Genomic DNA, 15,638 nt, shown 5'->3' on the forward strand with positions numbered 1-15,638 from the left:
GCGCGCCGAATATGGCCGGGAGTCGACGCACGGCGGGTGTGCCGCGGCGGTGACAACTCCGGTGCCACCGCGCGCCGGCACAGGTTGTCGGGCTAGGCTCCCGAGGCATGAAGCGCCCTGACGACCTGCTCCGCGCGATCGCCGCGATGGTGGAGTCGCAGCACAGCAGTCAGATGTCCCTGACCGTGGTGACTCCGGGAGCCGTCATCACCGGACGGCTCGCCCCGGAAGCCCTGTGGAAGGAACGCGTGGCCGAAGTCCTGCGGGACTCCGATCACCTGGGACGGTTCGCCGCCGCGTTCGCCGCGTCCAAGGACGACGGCGACCGGGACGACGGCGACCGTCCGCCGGACGACGGTGACGGCGACCCCACCCACCTCCACTTCCATGTCGCCCGGATCCTCCAGGGCAGCTACGGCATCCCCGACACGGGCGGCATGTACCGCGTCGCGCTGGAGGACGTGAGCGCCTGGACCATCGGGGACATCGGTTACTCGGACCGGTGAGGCACCGGCACCCCTCCTTCCTCCGTCAGCTGCTCCTCGCCCCCGGATTGCCGTAGTAGGCGTCCGGGCCGTGCTTGCGGGAGTAGTGCCGGGCCAGCAGGTGCGGCGGGGGCGGTGAGGTCGGGAAGAGGGACAGGGTGCGCAGGGCGATGTCGGCGACGGCCTCGCAGACGATCGCGTGTTCCAGGGACTTGCGGGCGCTCGCGCCCCAGGTGAACGGCCCGTGGCCGGCGACGAGCGCGGCGGGCACCTCGGCGGCGCGCCGGTCGTCGCCCTGGAGCAGGTCGACGACGACGTGGCCGGTGTTGTACTCGTAGTCCTTCGCGCACTCCGCGGCCGTGAGGTCGCGGGTCACCGGGATGGGTCCGTCGAAGGTGTCCGCGTGCGTCGTGCCGAGGACGGGTATGTCCCGGCGGGCCTGGGCGAAGGCCACCGCGTGCGTGGAGTGGGTGTGCGTGACCCCTCCGACGGACGGGAACGCGAGATAGAGGCAGCGGTGCGTCTCGGTGTCGGCCGACGGTGGTGTCCCGCCGGTCCCGGCACGTCGTTCACGCGGAACGCGCCCGTGAGCGCCGCGGGGCCCACGACGTCACCTGGTGGGCCCCGCGTCTCGAACGGCCTCCGCCTCCCCGGCACTTCGCTCGGGGAGGCGGGGGCCGTCGCGTCACCAGTTCAGGGCGTCGTCCATGGTGGACTGCCAGTACGAGACGCGGAGCGAGTCGTCGACGTAGACGCCCTTGGCGGGCAGCGACGGGCGGGCGGCGGTCGTGCCGTCGTTGAAGTAGACCTCGAGGGACTTGGCCGTGTAGCCGTTGGAGCCGCTGCCGTCCGCGGAGGAGAGCAGGACGCTCGCGTAACCCGACTCGCCGGGGGCCAGCGTGACCACCGCCTGCGGCTTGGAGGCCTCGAAGACCGGCGGGACGGCCTGGGCCTCGCCGAAGCGGGGCGCCGGGTAGCCGATCAGGTTGCAGTTCTTCGAGCCGGTGTTGGTGACGGTGAGGAGAAGGTGGTTCAGCGGACGGGAGACCACCGTGGCGGTCGTCCGGGTGGTGGAGGTGGAGCAACGCGCCCGGGTGGGGCCCGAGTCGGCGGCGCCCGCGCCGCCTGCCGAGCCCTTGGCGCCCGTGGAGCCGGAGGAGTTCGTGGACGCCGAGGAGTGCTTTCCGCTCGACGAGTTCTCGGCCGCGGTGGACTTCCCGGAGGACGAGGAGGACGAGGAACCCTTGGAGCCCGATACGGACGTGTGCGTGGCCGTCGCGGACCCCGCGGACGCCCCCTCGTCGTGGACGCCCTCTCCGTCCTGGCACGCCGTCAGCGTCAGTGCGGCGGCCGCCAGCGCGGCGGCGGCGAGCAGGCGGGTACGGCCGGTGCGGCGAGTACGTGCGGACATGTGATCCCCCATGTGGTGTACGGGCGTTGGCACGGGCCGCTCGACCGGGTGCCGGGAGCGGCGTGCTTGGATGGCCCAAGGTTGCGCGGCGATCCGTCCCGGCCGCCAGGACTGCCGGGACATCCGGGACGCTGGAACGCTCGCAACGGCTCTGACCTGGGGGAATGACCTCCCCCTGGAACGCGCGTCCGGAACGTGGGAGAGGGAGGAACGGTGGCGGGGGACGAGTTCTCGGAGCTGCTGGGGCGGTTGAAGGAGCGGTCCGGGCTCAGCTACGGCGTGCTCGGAAAGCGACTGCACACGAGTGCGTCCACGCTTCACCGGTACGTCAACGGGGATGCCGTACCGACCGACTACGCGCCCGTGGAACGGTTCGCGCGGGCGTGCAGGGCGACGCCCGAGGAACTGGTGGAACTGCATCGGCAGTGGATCCTCGCGGATGCCCGGCGCCGGGAGCAGCGGGGGGCCGCGACCGAGGCGGCGGAGACCCGCACGGCCGGCGAAGGGGAGAGGGCGCGGGCCGACGGGGGCGGGATTGAGGCCGCGGACTCCGTCGCGGGTGGCGGCGGAGCGGACGGCGGCTCCGAGCCCGTCGGTGAACGGGCGCCCGTGGCCGGGGAGTCGGTCGCGCGGCGGCGTCGTCACGTCGTGTTCGCCGGGGCCGCCGTGGTCGCCGCCGTCGCGTCGGCGGCCCTCGTCGTGAGTCTCGTGCCCGGCAGGGGAGATGACGGCCGGGGCGGGCAGCGGTCCGTGGGGGCGGCCGCCTCCGGGTCCGGCGGCGCGCGCCACAGCTCCTCCCCGTCGGCCGGGAACGGATCGGCCTCGCCGTCGGCCTCCCGCGGCGCGACACCCACGGCCTCCTCCTCCGCGACCCGAAGCGGTGGCGCGGCGGCGGCCCCGGAGGCCGGGGCGCTGGACGGGGCCACCGCGCCCACCGTCGCCGTCGACCCGTACAAGTGGGAAAACCAGTGCAGCCAGCACTACCTGGTGGACCGGCAGCCCGAGCAGGTGCCTCCGCCGCCCAGCGAGCCGGACGCGCGCGGGTGGGTCAGCGCGCTCGGCGGGGTGCCCGGCGGGGAGCAGATGCTCGCGCTGACCGTGCAGGGCACCGGGAAGGCCACCGTCGTCCTGGAAGCGATGCACGTCCGGGTGGTGGACAAGAGCGCGCCCCTCGCGTGGAACGACTTCGCGATGGGCGTCGGTTGCGGCGGCGGCGTGCGGACGGCGGCCTTCGGGGTGGACCTCGACGCCGGGCGGCCCGCGCTCGCCCCCAAGGACGGGCAGCGCGACTTCCCGTACAAGGTGAGCGAGTCCGATCCCGAGGTGTTCTACGTCTTCGCGGACGCGCGGGCGCACAACGTGAGTTGGTACCTGGAGCTGGACTGGTCCAGCGGTGACCGGCAGGGGACCGTGCGCGTCGACGACCACGGCAGGCCGTTCCGGACGAGCGGGAACGTGGGCCGCCCCGCGTACACCCATCCGCTCGGTTCCTCGGAGTGGGGGCGGGACGAGGTCAACCCGGACATTCCCGGCTGACGCCTCCTCCACGCGGAGCGGGCGCGACCACAGCCCCCTCGATTGAAACCGTTCAATCGGTACATCAATCGGCACATCAATCGGTAGATCACTCGGCAGATCAATCGTGACACAACGATTGACCCACACCCCGCACGGCTCTACGGTACCCACGCCTCTCCGTTTTGAATCGATTCATCCATTCCCCGTGAGTGAGGAGTCGTAGTGATCAGCAGGAGGAACATTCTCGCGACCGCCGCCGCCACCGTCGTGGCGGCGGCCGTCGACGCGGCACCGGCGGGCGCCCGGCCCGCATCCCGGGCGGCCGGGGGGAGCGGGCCGCGCGTCGCCGCGCCGACCGTGGAGTACGTCCAACACCCCCTCGGTCTCGACGTCCCGCACCCCCGGCTGAGCTGGCCGCTGGTGTCCGAGGGGACGGACGTGCGGCAGAGCGGCTACCAGGTCCGGGTGGCCACCGACGCGTCGCTCCTGCCGTCCCGTCCGGACGTCTGGGACAGCGGCAGGGTCACGTCCGGCGAGTCCGTGCTCGTGCCCTACGCCGGACCCGAACTCCGGCCGCGCACCCGCTACTTCTGGTCCGTACGCGTGTGGGACGGCGACGGCCGGACCTCCGGGTGGAGCGCGCCCTCGTGGTGGGAGACCGGGCTCATGACGACCGGCCGGTGGGCCGCCGACTGGATCTCCGCACCGGCGGGTCTCACGGACGCGCCGTCCTTCGAGGGCGGCTCCTGGATCTGGTTCCCCGAGGGGGACGCCACGGCCGGCGTGCCGGCGGCGACCCGCTTCTTCCGCCGTACCGTCGCACTGCCCGCCGGCATCACGGCGGCGACGCTCGCCATCACCGCCGACAACGTCTACGCCGTCTCCCTGAACGGGGTCGAGGTGGCCCGCACCGACCTCGACACGGACCACGAGGACTGGCGCAGACCGGCCGTGATCGACGTGCTCGACCGCGTGCGCGCCGGGGAGGACAACGTTGTCGCCGTCTCGGCCACCAAGGCCACCGAAGGCCCGGCCGGGCTCCTCGCCGTCCTCGTCGTACGCACCGCCTCCGGTGAGGAGAAGGTCTTCACCGACGGGTCCTGGAAGGCAACGGACCACGAACCGCCCACGGGATGGCGGGAGTCGGGCTTCGACGACGGCGACTGGCCCGCGGCCGGGGTGGCGGCCGCGTGGGGCGGCGGGCCGTGGGGACGGGTCGTCCCGGTGTCGTACGCCGTCACGCAACTGCGCCACGAGTTCACGCTGCCGCGCCGGAAGGTGGCCCGCGCGCGGCTGTACGCCACGGCGCTCGGCCTGTACGAGGCCCACCTCAACGGCGGCCGTGTGGGCCGCGATCGGCTCGCCCCCGGCTGGACGGACTACCGCACCCGCGTGCAGTACCAGACCTACGACGTCACCGCCCTGCTGCGGCCCGGCGCGAACGCGATCGGGGTGTACCTGGCCCCCGGCTGGTACGCGGGCAACGTCGGCATGTTCGGCCCCGGACAGTACGGCCAACACCCTTCGTTCCTGGCACAGTTGGAGGTGGAGTACGCCGACGGGACGAGCGAGCGCGTCACGTCAGGCACCGACTGGCGGGCCGCGGGCGGGCCGATCGTGGCCGCCGACCTGCTGAACGGCGAGACGTACGACGCCCGCAAGGAGACCCCCGGCTGGACCTCGCCCGGCTTCGACGACGGCGGCTGGCTCGGCGTGCGCGGCGAGGGCGATGTCGGGCCCGGTCTGATCGTCGCGCAGGTGGACGGTCCGGTGCGCGTGGAGCGGGAGCTGACACCGAAGCGGGTGACCCAGCCGAAACCGGGCGTCTTCGTCCTCGACCTCGGGCAGAACATGGTCGGCTCGGTACGGCTGCGGGTGACGGGCCCCGCCGGGACGACCGTCCGGCTCAGACACGCCGAGGTGCTCAACCCGGACGGCACCCTCTACACCGCGAACCTGCGCAGCGCGGCGGCGACCGACACCTACACCTGCAAGGGGCGGGGGGAGGAGGTCTACGAGCCGCGCTTCACCTTCCACGGATTCCGCTACGTCGAGGTCACCGGGTTCCCCGGTACGCCCTCCACGCGGGCCGTCACCGGCCGCGTCATGCACACGGACGCCCCCTTCACCCTCGACTTCGAGACCGACGTGCCGATGCTCAACCAGTTGCACAGCAACATCACCTGGGGACAGCGCGGCAACTTCCTGTCCGTCCCCACCGACACACCGGCCCGCGACGAGCGGCTGGGCTGGACCGGGGACATCAACGTCTTCGCGCCGACGGCCGCCTACACGATGGAGTCGGCCCGCTTCCTGTCCAAGTGGCTCGTCGACCTGCGGGACTCCCGGACCGCGGAGGGCTCGTTCACGGACGTGGCGCCGATGGTCGGCACCGTCGGCAACGGCACCGCGGGCTGGGGCGACGCGGGCGTCACCGTCCCCTGGGCCCTCTACCAGGCCTACGGCGACCGGCGGGTCCTCGAGGACGCCTGGCCGTCGGTGCGGATCTGGCTGGACTGGCTGGAGAAGCACAGCGACGGGCTCCTGCGTCCGGCCGAGGGGTACGGCGACTGGCTCAACGTCGACGACGAGACGCCCAAGGACGTCATCGCCACCGCGTACTTCGCGCACGCCGCCGACCTCGCGGCCCGGACGGCCAAGGCGCTCGGCGAGGACCCCGTACCGTACGCCGGCCTGTTCGGGCGGATACGCACCGCCTTCCAGAACGCCTATGTCTCCTCCGACGGCAGGGTGAAGGGTGACACGCAGACGGCGTACGTCCTCGCGCTGTCGATGGACCTGCTGCCGGACGCGGTGCGCAAGGCGGCGGCCGACCGGCTGGTCGCGCTGATCGAGGCCCGTGACTGGCATCTGTCGACCGGGTTCCTCGGCACGCCACGTCTGCTGCCCGTCCTGACCGACACCGGGCACACCGACGTCGCCCACCGCCTGCTGGCGCAGCGGTCCTTCCCCAGCTGGGGCTACCAGATCGACAAGGGCTCCACGACGATGTGGGAACGCTGGGACTCCGTGCGGCCGGACGGCAGCTTCCAGGACCCGGCCATGAACTCCTTCAACCACTACGCCTACGGCTCGGTCGGCGAGTGGATGTACGCGAACATCGCCGGCATCGCGGCGGGCCGGCCCGGCTACCGCGAGATCGTCGTCCGGCCCCGCCCCGGCGGTGGGGTCACCACCGCTCGCGCCCGGTTCGACTCGGTGCACGGCCCGGTCGCCACCCGGTGGCGGCAGCGGGACGGGCACTTCACGCTCACCTGCGAGGTGCCGCCCAACACGACCGCCGAGGTGTGGATCCCGGCGCCCTCCGCACAGGCCGTCACCCGCGCGGCGGGCACCTTCCTGCGCCAGGAGGAGGGCAGCGCGGTCTACCGGGTCGGCTCCGGCACGCACCACTTCGCTGTCTGAGGGAGGCCTGAGGGGAATGAGTACCGGTCGGGGCGGGGACGCCCCGGCCGGTGGTTCAGGCCGCCTGCGCGCAGGCTCGCCGGCGGGTTCAGCCGCTCGTGCGTGACGCCAGGACGTCGGCCGGGTCCAGGGCGCGGGTGACCAGGGCGTAGGCGGTCTCGGTGAGTCGGACGCGCCGCCTGCCGACGTAGACGTCGAGCATGCGTGCGGCCTCGCCGACGGTCGACCCCGCGTACTCCGCGAGCATGCCCCTGGCGATGTCGAGCGTGGCCTTCGCCGCGATGACGCTCTGGACGCGGGTGACGACGTCGTCGGCGCGGGCCGGCTCGGTGGACCAGTGCATCAGGCCCAGCGACGCGGAGTCGGCGAGGGCCTGCGCCAGATGGACGTCGTCCGCCGCCAGGTGTCCGGCGCGCCGGCGCAGCAGGGTGAGGCCGCCCAGGGAACGCTCGTGCAGCCGCATGGGGATCGCCTGCAGGGACCGGTAGCCGGTGGCGGTCATGGCCGTGACCAGTGCGGGCCAGCGCTCGTGCTCGGCGTCGATGTCGGGGACGCTCGTCGGTTCGCCGGAGCGGTAGCAGTCCATGCAGGGGCCCTGGCCGCTCTGCATCTGCAGCAGCTCCATGAACGCCGCGTCCTCGTCGGTCGCCGCCATCGTCTTCAGACCGCCCCGGGCGTCCGCGATCATCACGGCCACCGCGTCCACGTCGAACAGGTCCCGGCAGGTGTGGACCAGGCGGCGGAACAGACTCAGGGGGTCGAACTCGGCGGCGTAGGTGTCCGACAGGGCGACGAACGCCTGCGCCAGCTCCCGCTCGCGGTTCATGCTCGCCTCCCCGGCTTCGTGGTCGCGCGCTGTGGCCGACATCTGGTTGTCCTCAGTCATCGCCCAGGTTCATGGTCCGGTCGACGATGGCACGGGCGACTTCGGTCGCGGTGCGCCCCTGGGCGAAGGCCCGGGCGCGCAGCCGTAGCAGGGCCTCCTCGGCGCTCACTCCCAGTCGCACCATGATCATTCCTGTGGCGTGGTGCACCTCCTCGCGGTCCGCCTCCGCACCTGCCAGCCACGTTACGACTCCATCGGGGGCCGGAGAAGCGTGATCGAGCGCGATGACGGCGAGAGTCACCGCGTCCGCCACGAGCAGGGCGGTGCGGAGGTGGGCTCCGGTCAGTGAGCCGGAGGCCCGCCGGTACAGGTCGAGGGTGCCCAGGGCGTGCCCGGCACCGGCCAGGGGCAGCGAGAACACCGACTGCGCGCCCGACTTGATCGCCTGGACGGAGAACAGCGGCCAGCGGCGGGTGTCGGGAGGGCGGGTCAGGTCCGGCGCGAACACGGGCGCCTGCAGCCGGACGGCCTCCGGGCTGGGGCCCTCGCCGAGGGTGTACTGGATGTCGGCCAGTCGGGTGGCGACGTCGTCGCTGGCGCAGAGCACTATGCCCGTGCCGTCGTTGTTCCCGGCCACCGTCACCGACAGGCCGGTCGCCAGCGGGAGCAGTCGGCAGCAGGCACGGCACAGCGCCTCCGGCACCTCGGGCGGCCGCAGGCCGCCCACCGCGGCGATGAGCTCGTGGGCGATGCGGGCACGCTCGATCTCCATCGCCCGTTCGGCGTCACCACCGCCCAGCACATCGCCATCCGCCATGCCCCTCACCTCCCCGCGGCCGTGCCGCGCACCGGTCCCGCCCGATCTTGGCACACACGGGCACGGACCATGTGCGTACGGCGATGTCCGTCAGGGACCGGGCCGGCCGCCCGCCCGCTGCCCGCTCTTGAGCTCGCTCTTCTTCTCCCCGGCCGCGTCCTCGTCGGCCTCCGCCTGCGACGGGGTCGGTTCGCCCGTGTCGGCCCCCATGTCCTCGGATGGCCGCCGGGTACCCGGCCCGCCCGTTCTCAGCGATGCCGGTGGAGGTATTCGAGCGCGTCGAGGACGACGGTGCGCCGGTACCAGCAGCGCCGGGCCGCGAGGTCGCCCGCCAGGGCGGTGAGCTCCTCCCGCTGCCCGTCCGTCGGCCACGCCCCCGGCCGGCTCGGTGCGGGGTCGGGGACCCGCGCCGGCTCCACCTCGCCGCCGTCGGCAACTCCCTCGACTGGGAGATGCTCGCCCGGGCCGCGCGGGCGACCGGCGCCGACGACCTCCTCGAACCCGCCACCGCCTGCCACCCGCAGACCCTGCGCCGGATGCGCTGGACCAACACCCTGATCAAGACTCACTCCCCCAGTTGCTCGCGTCGGCTCCCTGAGCCGGGACAGGTTTGCGGGGCCGGTCGTCCGCAGGGACGAACGGCCCCTTTCGCCGGTGCGGGCGGGCGCGCAGGCTGGGATGCTGGCAGGCGGGGCACCTCAGCGCGCCGGGAGGCGGTCGTGAGCACGAGCGGGCAGGCCGCCGGCGCCTTCGAGGAGACACGGGTGCTGGTCGTCGAGGACGACCGCGGCATCGCCGACTCCCTGGTGCGCGGCCTGCGGCAGGCCGGCTATGTGGTGGAGGGCGTCCGGACCGGACGGGCGGCCCTGGCGGCCCCCTCCCCCGACGTCGTCCTGCTCGACCTGGGACTGCCGGACATCGACGGTGTCGAGGTGTGCCGACGGCTGCGGGCCCGTTCGGACGCCGCGATCATCGCGGTCACCGCACGCGGCGAGGAGGCGGACCGGGTGGTGGCCCTGGACCAGGGGGCCGACGACTACCTGGTCAAACCGTTCGGGCTGGCCGAGTTGATGGCCCGGATGCGGGCCGTGCTGCGCCGCCGGCGCCCGAGCGGCCCCGAGATCCTGCGGCACGGCCCGCTCACCGTCGACCTGCGCACCCGGCAGGTGTCGGTGGAGGGCCGGCCCGTCGCGCTGACCCCCAAGGAGTTCGGGATCCTGGAGTGCCTGAGCGCCGATCCGGGACGGACGGTGAGCCGGCAGGAGATCCTGGAACGGGCCTGGGACGCCCACTGGTACGGCCCCACCAAGGTCCTGGACGTGCACGTCGCGGCCCTGCGGCGCAAGCTCGGCGTGCCGGGGCTGATCGAGACGGTGTACGGGCACGGGTTCCGGCTCGGGGCCGTCGCGGACGCCGAAGGGGCCGGGAAGCCGCCGTGAGCCGACGCATCGCCCTGACCTTCCTGGTCCTGACCACCGCGCTGCTGGTCCTGGCGGTGGTGCCCCTCGGTGTGCTGATGACGGCCCGGGAACGGGTGTCCTTCCGCGACGACCAGCAGGCGGCGACCCGGGTGATCGCCGCGGCGGCCGAGGAGCACCTCTCCGACCACCGGTCGGCCGCGGCCATGGACAAGGAGCTCCACGCGGCGGCCGAGGCGGGCGACTGCGCCGCCGTCTACGACGGCTCGGGTCGCCTGGTCGCCAGTACGCCCTGCAAGGCCGCCCGGGGCGAGGAGGCCGACGAGCTGGTGGGGCGGGTGCTCGCCGGGCACGAGCCGGAACCGCCGCAGAACGAGGGACGGCTGCTGGCCGCCGAGCCGGCCGGCGACGTGCGGCAGCCCGCCGGGGCCGTCGTCCTGGCCCGTTCCGCCGCGCCGCTCGACGCCCGTATCGCCGCGATCTGGGGCTGGTCCGCCGGGATCGGCGCGCTCGCGCTCGCCGCGTGCGTGCTGCTGTCCGTGCGGCTCGCCCGCTGGGTGAGCCGTCCGCTGTCCACACTGGACGCGGCCGCCCAGCGGCTGGGCGAGGGGAACCTGGGGGAACGGGCCGTCGTCGACGGCGGGCCGCCGGAGGTACGGCGGCTGGCCACCACCTTCAACACGATGGCGGGGCGTACGGAGGCGCTGGTGCACGGGCACCGGGCCGTGATCGCCGATGTCTCGCACCAGCTGCGCACCCCGCTCGCCGCGCTGCGGCTGCGGCTGGACGTGCTGGCCGCCGGGGCGCGGGGCGAGACCGCGGCGGAGCTGGCCGCCGCGCAGGTGGAGATCGCCCGGCTGTCCCGGCTGGTCGACGGGCTGCTCGCGGTGGCGCGCGCCGAGCAGACCACGCCCCGGCCGGTCGCCGTACCGGTCGCCGAGGTGGTGGAGGAACGGGTGGCCGCCTGGGCGCCCGTGGCGGAGGAGCGAGGCGTACGGCTGACGGCCGCGGCCGGGCCCGCTCCGGCCGCGGCGCTGGGCGGCGGGCATCTGGAGCAGGTCCTCGACAACCTCATCGCGAACGCCCTGGACGCCGTGGACGACGAGGGCCGGGTGACCGTCGCGCGGCGCGTGGTGGCGGGGCGGTCGGCAGAGCTCCGAGTGGTCGACGACGGGCCGGGAATGGACGCTGCGGCCAAGGAGGTGGCGTTCCACCGGTTCGGCAATCCCGAGGCCCGGGGCAGCGGGCTGGGTCTCGCCATCGTGCACCGGCTGGTCACGGTGAACGGGGGGACGGTACGGCTGGAGGACACCCCGGGGGGCGGGCTGACCGTCGTAATGGAACTGCCGCTGTGGACGCGGGAGTCGACGGGGCCGAGATCTTTACCGGTTCTGAAGGAGAGGTGAGCGGGTTCCAGGGGGGCGCCCGCGGAGTCTGGAGATGCACGCAGCCGAAAGTGGGCCGCCGATCCTCCAGGAGCCGCTGCCATGTCGTACCCGCCCCCCGACTACGACCCGTCCGCCGTGTCGTCCGCCGGCGCGGCGCGCGCCCGTGATCGCGGACTGACGCGCATCCGCGGCCTGACCGGCTGGATCGCCGCCGCGGCCGTCGCCGGCACCGCCGCCCTGGGCGCCGTGTACACCCACGTCCTGCCCGGCGGCTCGGCCTCCCCGGCCCCCGCCGGCCCGGTGGCGCACAACCCGGCGGCACCGTCCTCCTCCGCGACCACCCACCGCACGGGCGGGGACGACGGCGGCGAGGAGGAGGGCGACGACGACGGAGGCGCCCGCCAACCGGCCCTCCAGTCCCCCGCCCAGCCCCCCACCCCCACCCAGCAGCAACCCCAGACCACGACGGGCGCGTCATGACACCCCCGACCACGGCCCCGCCCCCGCCGCCCGCGCCCCGACACCGGGCCAACGCCGCGCCGCCGCCCCCGTCCCCGCCCCGGCAGACGGACGAGCCCGTCGAGGTCGCGTTCCCCGCGCTCGGTACCACCGCCGTGCTGCTCGTGGACGATCCGCGGGCGGCGGGCGTCGCCGAGGAGGTGCTGCGGGAGGAGCTGGCGGCGATCGACCTGGCGTGCAGTCGGTTTCGGGCCGATTCCGAGCTGAGCCGGGTGAACCTGGCCGCGGGCTCACCGGTACGGGTCGGCCCGCGGTTCGCCGAGGCGCTCCAGGCCGCGCTCAGGGCGGCCGAACTCACCGACGGGGCGGTCGACCCGACCGTCGGACGGGCGGTGATCGCGCTCGGCTACGACCGTACGTTCGCCTCCGTACGGCCCGAGGACGCCCGCCCCCTGCCGGTGTTCCGGCCCGCCCCCGGCTGGCGCCGGATCGCCTGGGACCCCCGCACCTCGGTCCTGCGCCTGCCCCCGCACACCTCACTCGACCTGGGCGCGACCGCCAAGGCGCTGGCCGCCGACCGGGCCGCCCGCCGGGCCGCGGCCGCCGCCGGCTGCGCGGTGGTGGTCAACCTGGGCGGCGATCTCGCGGTGGCCGGCCACGCCCCCGAGGGCGGCTGGCGGATCGCGCTGGCCGACGACCACTCCCGCCCGCAGCCCGGCCAGGACCCCGTCGTCACCGTGACGGCCGGCGCCCTGGCGACCTCCGGCGTCCGGGTGCGCGCCTGGCGCCGCGGCGGCCGCACCGTGCACCACATCGTCGACCCGGCCACCGGCGAATGCGCCGCCCCCGTCTGGCGCACCGTCACCGTCGCCGCCGCGACCTGCGTGGACGCCAACGCCGCGAGCACGGCGGCGATCGTACGGGGCCACGCGGCCGCCGACTGGCTGCGCGGCACCGGCCTGCCGGCCCGGCTGGTCGCGGCGGACGGACACGTCCTGCGACTGGGCGGCTGGCCGCCCGACGACTTCGACTCCCCCGACGGAGGTCCCCGATGACCACCCTCGCCCTGGTCGGCAGCCCGCTCTGGTACGCCAGCCGCGCCGGCGGCACCCTGGCGCTGCTGCTGCTCACCGCCACCGTGGTGCTCGGCATCGCCTCCGGCGGCCGGGCCGCGCCCCGCACGATCGGCCGCTTCGAGATCGGCCGGCTGCACCGCAACCTGTCCGTCCTGACCCTGGTGTTCCTCGTGCTGCACGTGGTCACCGCGGTGCTCGACCCGTTCGTGCACCTGGGCTGGGCGGTGACGGTGCTGCCGTTCGCCGCCTCCTACCGGCCGCTGTGGCTCGGGCTCGGCACCGTCGCGTTCGATCTGCTGCTGGCGGTGCTGGTGACCAGCGCGCTGCGGCTGCGGATCGGGGCACGGCGCTGGAAGGCGGTGCACTGGCTGGCCTACGCGGCCTGGCCGTTCGCCCTCTTCCACGGCGCCGGCACGGGCACGGACACCCGGCTCTCCCTCCAGCTGTGGCTGTACGCCGGATGCCTGGTCTCCGTGGTCGGCGCCGTGTGGTGGCGGCTGGCGAAGGCCGGTCCGGGACGGGCCGCCGGGCGGCTGGCCGCCGCGCTCGGCGCGGGCGCCGTACCCGTCGTGCTCACCGCGTTCCTGGCCGCCGGGCCGCTGCAGCCCGGCTGGGCCCAGCGCGCCGCCCTCACCACGGCCCTGCACCTCGGAGGTGGCCGGTGAACGCTCCCGCCAAGCGAGCCACTTGGACCGCGACCGAATCCCGGCTGCTGTCCGACCAGTACGCCGATCCGCTCCAACCCCGCCGGCCCCGGCGCGCCGCCCTCACCACGGCCCTGCACCTCGGAGGTGGCCGGTGAACGCTCCCGCCGATCAGGCCACCTGGGCCGCGACCGAATCCCGGCTGCTGTCCGACCAGTACGCCGATCCGCTCCAACCCCGCCGGCCCCGGCGCGCCGCCCTCACCACGGCCCTGCACCTCGGAGGTGGCCGGTGAACGCTCCCGCCGATCAGGCCATTTGGACCGCGACCGAATCCCGGCTGCTGTCCGGCCAGTACGCCGATCCGCTCCAACCCCGCCGGCCCCGGCGCGCCGCCCTCACCACGGCCCTGCACCTCGGAGGTGGCCGGTGAACGCTCCCGCCGATCAGGCCACCTGGGCCGCGACCGAATCCCGGCTGCTGTCCGGCCAGTACGCCGATCCGATCCAACCCCGCCTGCCCCGGCGCGCCGCCCTCACCACGGCCCTGCACCTCGGAGGTGGCCGGTGAACGCTCCCGCCGATCAGGCCACCTGGGCCGCGACCGAGTCCCGGCTGCTGTCCGGCTGGTACGCCACCGGACGCCCGGCCGACCTGACCGACCACCTGCGCCGCCACGGCTCGCCGCCGGTCACCGCGGCCCGCGGCAACCACCGGTCCACGCCGCTGATCCGGGCCCTGGAGGCGGCCGGGCTCACCGGGCGCGGCGGCGCCGGGTTCCCGACGGCCGAGAAGTTGCGCGCGGTCGCGGCGGGACGCGGCCGGCCCGTGGTCGTCGTCAACGCCATGGAGAGCGAACCGGCCAGCCACAAGGACCAGTTCCTGCTCGCCGTGGCCCCGCACCTCGTCCTCGACGGTGCCGTCCTGGCCGCCGAGGCCGTCGGCGCCGACACCGTGCACCTGTGCGTGCCGCGCGGCCGCTCGGCGCAGTACTGGCAGTTGCGCAGGGCCGTCGACGAGCGCCGGGCCGCCTGCCTCGACGAGGTCGACCTGCGCCCGCACGCCCTGCCGCACGCCTACGTCTCCAGCGAGTCGACGTCCCTGGTGCGCTGGCTCAACGGGGGCGAGGCCCGCCCGCTCGGCGCCCCGCCGCGCAGTCACGAACGCGGCGTCGGACGCCGCCCGACCCTCGTGCACAACGCCGAGACCCTCGCCCACCTCGCCCTCGTCGCCCGTTACGGCCCCGGCTGGTTCCGGCAGGCGGGCACGCCGGACGAGCCCGGCACCACGCTCGTCACCGTCTCCGGTGCGGTCGCCGCGCCGGGTGTCCTGGAGGTGGCGCTCGGCACGCCACTCGCCACGGTCCTGGACCGGGCCGGGGGAGCCGTCGAGCCGCTGCGGGCGGTGCTGCTGGGCGGTTTCGCCGGCACCTGGCTGCCGGCCGAGCACCTGGGCACGCCACTCACCCGGTACGACCTGGCCCGGCTGGGCGCCGCGCCGGGCGCGGGCGTGCTCGTCGCCCTGCCCCGCTCCGCCTGCGGGCTCACCGAGACGGCCCGCATCCTCGCCTACCTGGCCGCGCACAGCGCCGGGCAGTGCGGCCCCTGCCGCTTCGGACTGCCCGCGGTCGCCGACGACTTCGCCGCCCTGGCCGCCGGGCAGGCCGACGCGATCCTGCTGTCGCGGCTGCGCCGGCGTACCGGTCTGCTGCCCGACCGCGGGGCCTGCCGCCATCCCGACGGCGCGGCCCGCATCGCCGCCTCCGCCCTGGAGTGCTTCGCGGACGACGTCGAGCACCACCTCACCCACGGCACCTGCCCCGCCGCGCGGCGCCCGCCCCGGCTGCAGGTTCCCGCGGCCACACCCCCGGAGACCTGGCGATGACCCGTACCCGCACCCTCCGCGTCGACCGCGCCACCTGCACCGGGCAGGGTCTGTGCGCCGAACTCCTGCCGGAACTGGTCGAGTTGGACGAGTGGGGCTACCCGATCCTCAAGGGGAAGGAGATCCCCTCCCATCTGCACGCCCACGCCCGCCGTGCCGTGGCCGCGTGCCCTGTCCTGGCCCTGCACGCGGACCGGGAAGGCCGGTGAGCGGCACATCGCTGCCCGCTCCGGCCATCGCCCGGTAAAGGGTTCGGCATCGTCCGTTCAACGGCCTTGAACTGTGCAT

18 protein-coding genes and 1 pseudogene are annotated in these 15,638 nt (G+C 74.6%); 14 read left to right on the top strand and 5 right to left on the bottom strand.

Annotation, left to right across the window (positions count from 1 at the left end):
• Positions 1–107: 107 nt before the first annotated feature.
• Positions 108–506, top strand: coding sequence for a hypothetical protein (locus ACQF4J_RS22680; RefSeq protein WP_351582535.1), 399 nt, complete (start codon positions 108–110; stop codon positions 504–506).
• A gap of 25 nt (positions 507–531) precedes the next feature.
• On the opposite strand, the pseudogene ACQF4J_RS22685 reads toward ACQF4J_RS22680, so the two are convergent.
• Positions 532–1,038: pseudogene (locus ACQF4J_RS22685) on the bottom strand (class II aldolase/adducin family protein); the annotation flags it as partial.
• A 132-nt stretch (positions 1,039–1,170) separates the two neighbouring features.
• A complete protein-coding gene (locus ACQF4J_RS22690) occupies positions 1,171–1,896 on the bottom strand; it encodes a DUF4232 domain-containing protein (RefSeq protein WP_351569134.1) in 726 nt (241 codons plus the stop codon).
• Positions 1,897–2,109: 213 nt separating this feature from the next.
• On the opposite strand from ACQF4J_RS22690, the gene ACQF4J_RS22695 reads away from it, so the two are divergent.
• Positions 2,110–3,432 carry a helix-turn-helix domain-containing protein gene (locus ACQF4J_RS22695; RefSeq protein ID WP_427166692.1) on the top strand — a complete coding sequence of 441 codons (1,323 nt, stop codon included), beginning with the start codon at positions 2,110–2,112 and terminating at the stop codon, positions 3,430–3,432.
• A gap of 204 nt (positions 3,433–3,636) precedes the next feature.
• Entirely contained in the window at positions 3,637–6,840 is a 3,204-nt protein-coding gene (locus tag ACQF4J_RS22700; RefSeq protein ID WP_427166694.1) for an alpha-L-rhamnosidase, read from the top strand.
• Positions 6,841–6,928: 88 nt separating this feature from the next.
• Here the strand turns inward: ACQF4J_RS22700 and ACQF4J_RS22705 are convergent, their stop codons facing one another.
• The 3 genes from ACQF4J_RS22705 to ACQF4J_RS22715 form a co-directional block, all read right to left on the bottom strand.
• Positions 6,929–7,708 (bottom strand): GAF domain-containing protein, encoded by a 780-nt coding sequence (locus tag ACQF4J_RS22705; RefSeq protein ID WP_351569143.1) that lies wholly within the window; start codon positions 7,706–7,708, stop codon positions 6,929–6,931.
• Positions 7,709–7,718: 10 nt separating this feature from the next.
• Positions 7,719–8,483 (bottom strand): GAF and ANTAR domain-containing protein, encoded by a 765-nt coding sequence (locus ACQF4J_RS22710; protein ID WP_351569146.1) that lies wholly within the window; start codon positions 8,481–8,483, stop codon positions 7,719–7,721.
• A gap of 248 nt (positions 8,484–8,731) precedes the next feature.
• Positions 8,732–9,001: a hypothetical protein gene (locus ACQF4J_RS22715; protein WP_427166695.1), complete on the bottom strand. Its 270-nt coding sequence runs from the start codon at positions 8,999–9,001 to the stop codon at positions 8,732–8,734.
• A gap of 201 nt (positions 9,002–9,202) precedes the next feature.
• On the opposite strand from ACQF4J_RS22715, the gene ACQF4J_RS22720 reads away from it, so the two are divergent.
• The 11 genes from ACQF4J_RS22720 to ACQF4J_RS22770 all read left to right on the top strand — a co-directional run bounded on the left by ACQF4J_RS22720 (position 9,203) and on the right by ACQF4J_RS22770 (position 15,559).
• Positions 9,203–9,922 (top strand): response regulator transcription factor, encoded by a 720-nt coding sequence (locus tag ACQF4J_RS22720; protein WP_351569152.1) that lies wholly within the window; start codon positions 9,203–9,205, stop codon positions 9,920–9,922.
• Positions 9,919–11,307: a sensor histidine kinase gene (locus ACQF4J_RS22725; protein WP_351569155.1), complete on the top strand. Its 1,389-nt coding sequence runs from the start codon at positions 9,919–9,921 to the stop codon at positions 11,305–11,307. The genes ACQF4J_RS22720 and ACQF4J_RS22725 overlap by 4 nt, the downstream gene beginning before the upstream one ends.
• A gap of 81 nt (positions 11,308–11,388) precedes the next feature.
• A complete protein-coding gene (locus ACQF4J_RS22730; RefSeq protein ID WP_351569158.1) occupies positions 11,389–11,769 on the top strand; it encodes a hypothetical protein in 381 nt (126 codons plus the stop codon).
• Positions 11,766–12,803: an FAD:protein FMN transferase gene (locus tag ACQF4J_RS22735; protein ID WP_351569161.1), complete on the top strand. Its 1,038-nt coding sequence runs from the start codon at positions 11,766–11,768 to the stop codon at positions 12,801–12,803. The genes ACQF4J_RS22730 and ACQF4J_RS22735 overlap by 4 nt, the downstream gene beginning before the upstream one ends.
• Complete coding sequence (locus tag ACQF4J_RS22740; protein WP_351569164.1) at positions 12,800–13,489, top strand: ferric reductase-like transmembrane domain-containing protein; 690 nt, start codon at positions 12,800–12,802, stop codon at positions 13,487–13,489. Before ACQF4J_RS22735 ends, ACQF4J_RS22740 begins: the two co-directional genes overlap by 4 nt.
• Positions 13,486–13,626, top strand: a complete 141-nt coding sequence (locus ACQF4J_RS22745) for a hypothetical protein (RefSeq protein WP_427166697.1) — start codon at positions 13,486–13,488, stop codon at positions 13,624–13,626. The genes ACQF4J_RS22740 and ACQF4J_RS22745 overlap by 4 nt, the downstream gene beginning before the upstream one ends.
• Positions 13,623–13,763: a hypothetical protein gene (locus ACQF4J_RS22750; RefSeq protein WP_427166699.1), complete on the top strand. Its 141-nt coding sequence runs from the start codon at positions 13,623–13,625 to the stop codon at positions 13,761–13,763. The genes ACQF4J_RS22745 and ACQF4J_RS22750 overlap by 4 nt, the downstream gene beginning before the upstream one ends.
• The gene (locus ACQF4J_RS22755; protein ID WP_427166701.1) at positions 13,760–13,900 is read left to right on the top strand and encodes a hypothetical protein; all 141 of its coding nucleotides are present in this window, start codon (positions 13,760–13,762) and stop codon (positions 13,898–13,900) included. Before ACQF4J_RS22750 ends, ACQF4J_RS22755 begins: the two co-directional genes overlap by 4 nt.
• Positions 13,897–14,037 carry a hypothetical protein gene (locus ACQF4J_RS22760; RefSeq protein WP_427166703.1) on the top strand — a complete coding sequence of 47 codons (141 nt, stop codon included), beginning with the start codon at positions 13,897–13,899 and terminating at the stop codon, positions 14,035–14,037. Before ACQF4J_RS22755 ends, ACQF4J_RS22760 begins: the two co-directional genes overlap by 4 nt.
• Complete coding sequence (locus tag ACQF4J_RS22765) at positions 14,034–15,350, top strand: NADH-ubiquinone oxidoreductase-F iron-sulfur binding region domain-containing protein (protein ID WP_351569170.1); 1,317 nt, start codon at positions 14,034–14,036, stop codon at positions 15,348–15,350. The genes ACQF4J_RS22760 and ACQF4J_RS22765 overlap by 4 nt, the downstream gene beginning before the upstream one ends.
• Positions 15,347–15,559: a ferredoxin gene (locus ACQF4J_RS22770; RefSeq protein WP_351569173.1), complete on the top strand. Its 213-nt coding sequence runs from the start codon at positions 15,347–15,349 to the stop codon at positions 15,557–15,559. Before ACQF4J_RS22765 ends, ACQF4J_RS22770 begins: the two co-directional genes overlap by 4 nt.
• Positions 15,560–15,638: the final 79 nt, after the last annotated feature.

Source organism: Streptomyces sp. C1-1 (assembly GCF_050214755.1).
Taxonomy (GTDB): domain Bacteria; phylum Actinomycetota; class Actinomycetes; order Streptomycetales; family Streptomycetaceae; genus Streptomyces.

What these genes read in the sequence shown, in the direction of transcription:
- ACQF4J_RS22680 (WP_351582535.1), top strand. Translation starts at nt 108, where the DNA reads ATGAAGCGCCCTGACGACCTGCTCCGCGCGATCGCCGCGATGGTGGAG.
- ACQF4J_RS22690 (WP_351569134.1), bottom strand. Translation starts at nt 1,896, where the DNA reads ATGTCCGCACGTACTCGCCGCACCGGCCGTACCCGCCTGCTCGCCGCC.
- ACQF4J_RS22705 (WP_351569143.1), bottom strand. Translation starts at nt 7,708, where the DNA reads ATGTCGGCCACAGCGCGCGACCACGAAGCCGGGGAGGCGAGCATGAAC.
- ACQF4J_RS22710 (WP_351569146.1), bottom strand. Translation starts at nt 8,483, where the DNA reads ATGGCGGATGGCGATGTGCTGGGCGGTGGTGACGCCGAACGGGCGATG.
- ACQF4J_RS22730 (WP_351569158.1), top strand. Translation starts at nt 11,389, where the DNA reads ATGTCGTACCCGCCCCCCGACTACGACCCGTCCGCCGTGTCGTCCGCC.
- ACQF4J_RS22735 (WP_351569161.1), top strand. Translation starts at nt 11,766, where the DNA reads ATGACACCCCCGACCACGGCCCCGCCCCCGCCGCCCGCGCCCCGACAC.
- ACQF4J_RS22740 (WP_351569164.1), top strand. Translation starts at nt 12,800, where the DNA reads ATGACCACCCTCGCCCTGGTCGGCAGCCCGCTCTGGTACGCCAGCCGC.
- ACQF4J_RS22770 (WP_351569173.1), top strand. Translation starts at nt 15,347, where the DNA reads ATGACCCGTACCCGCACCCTCCGCGTCGACCGCGCCACCTGCACCGGG.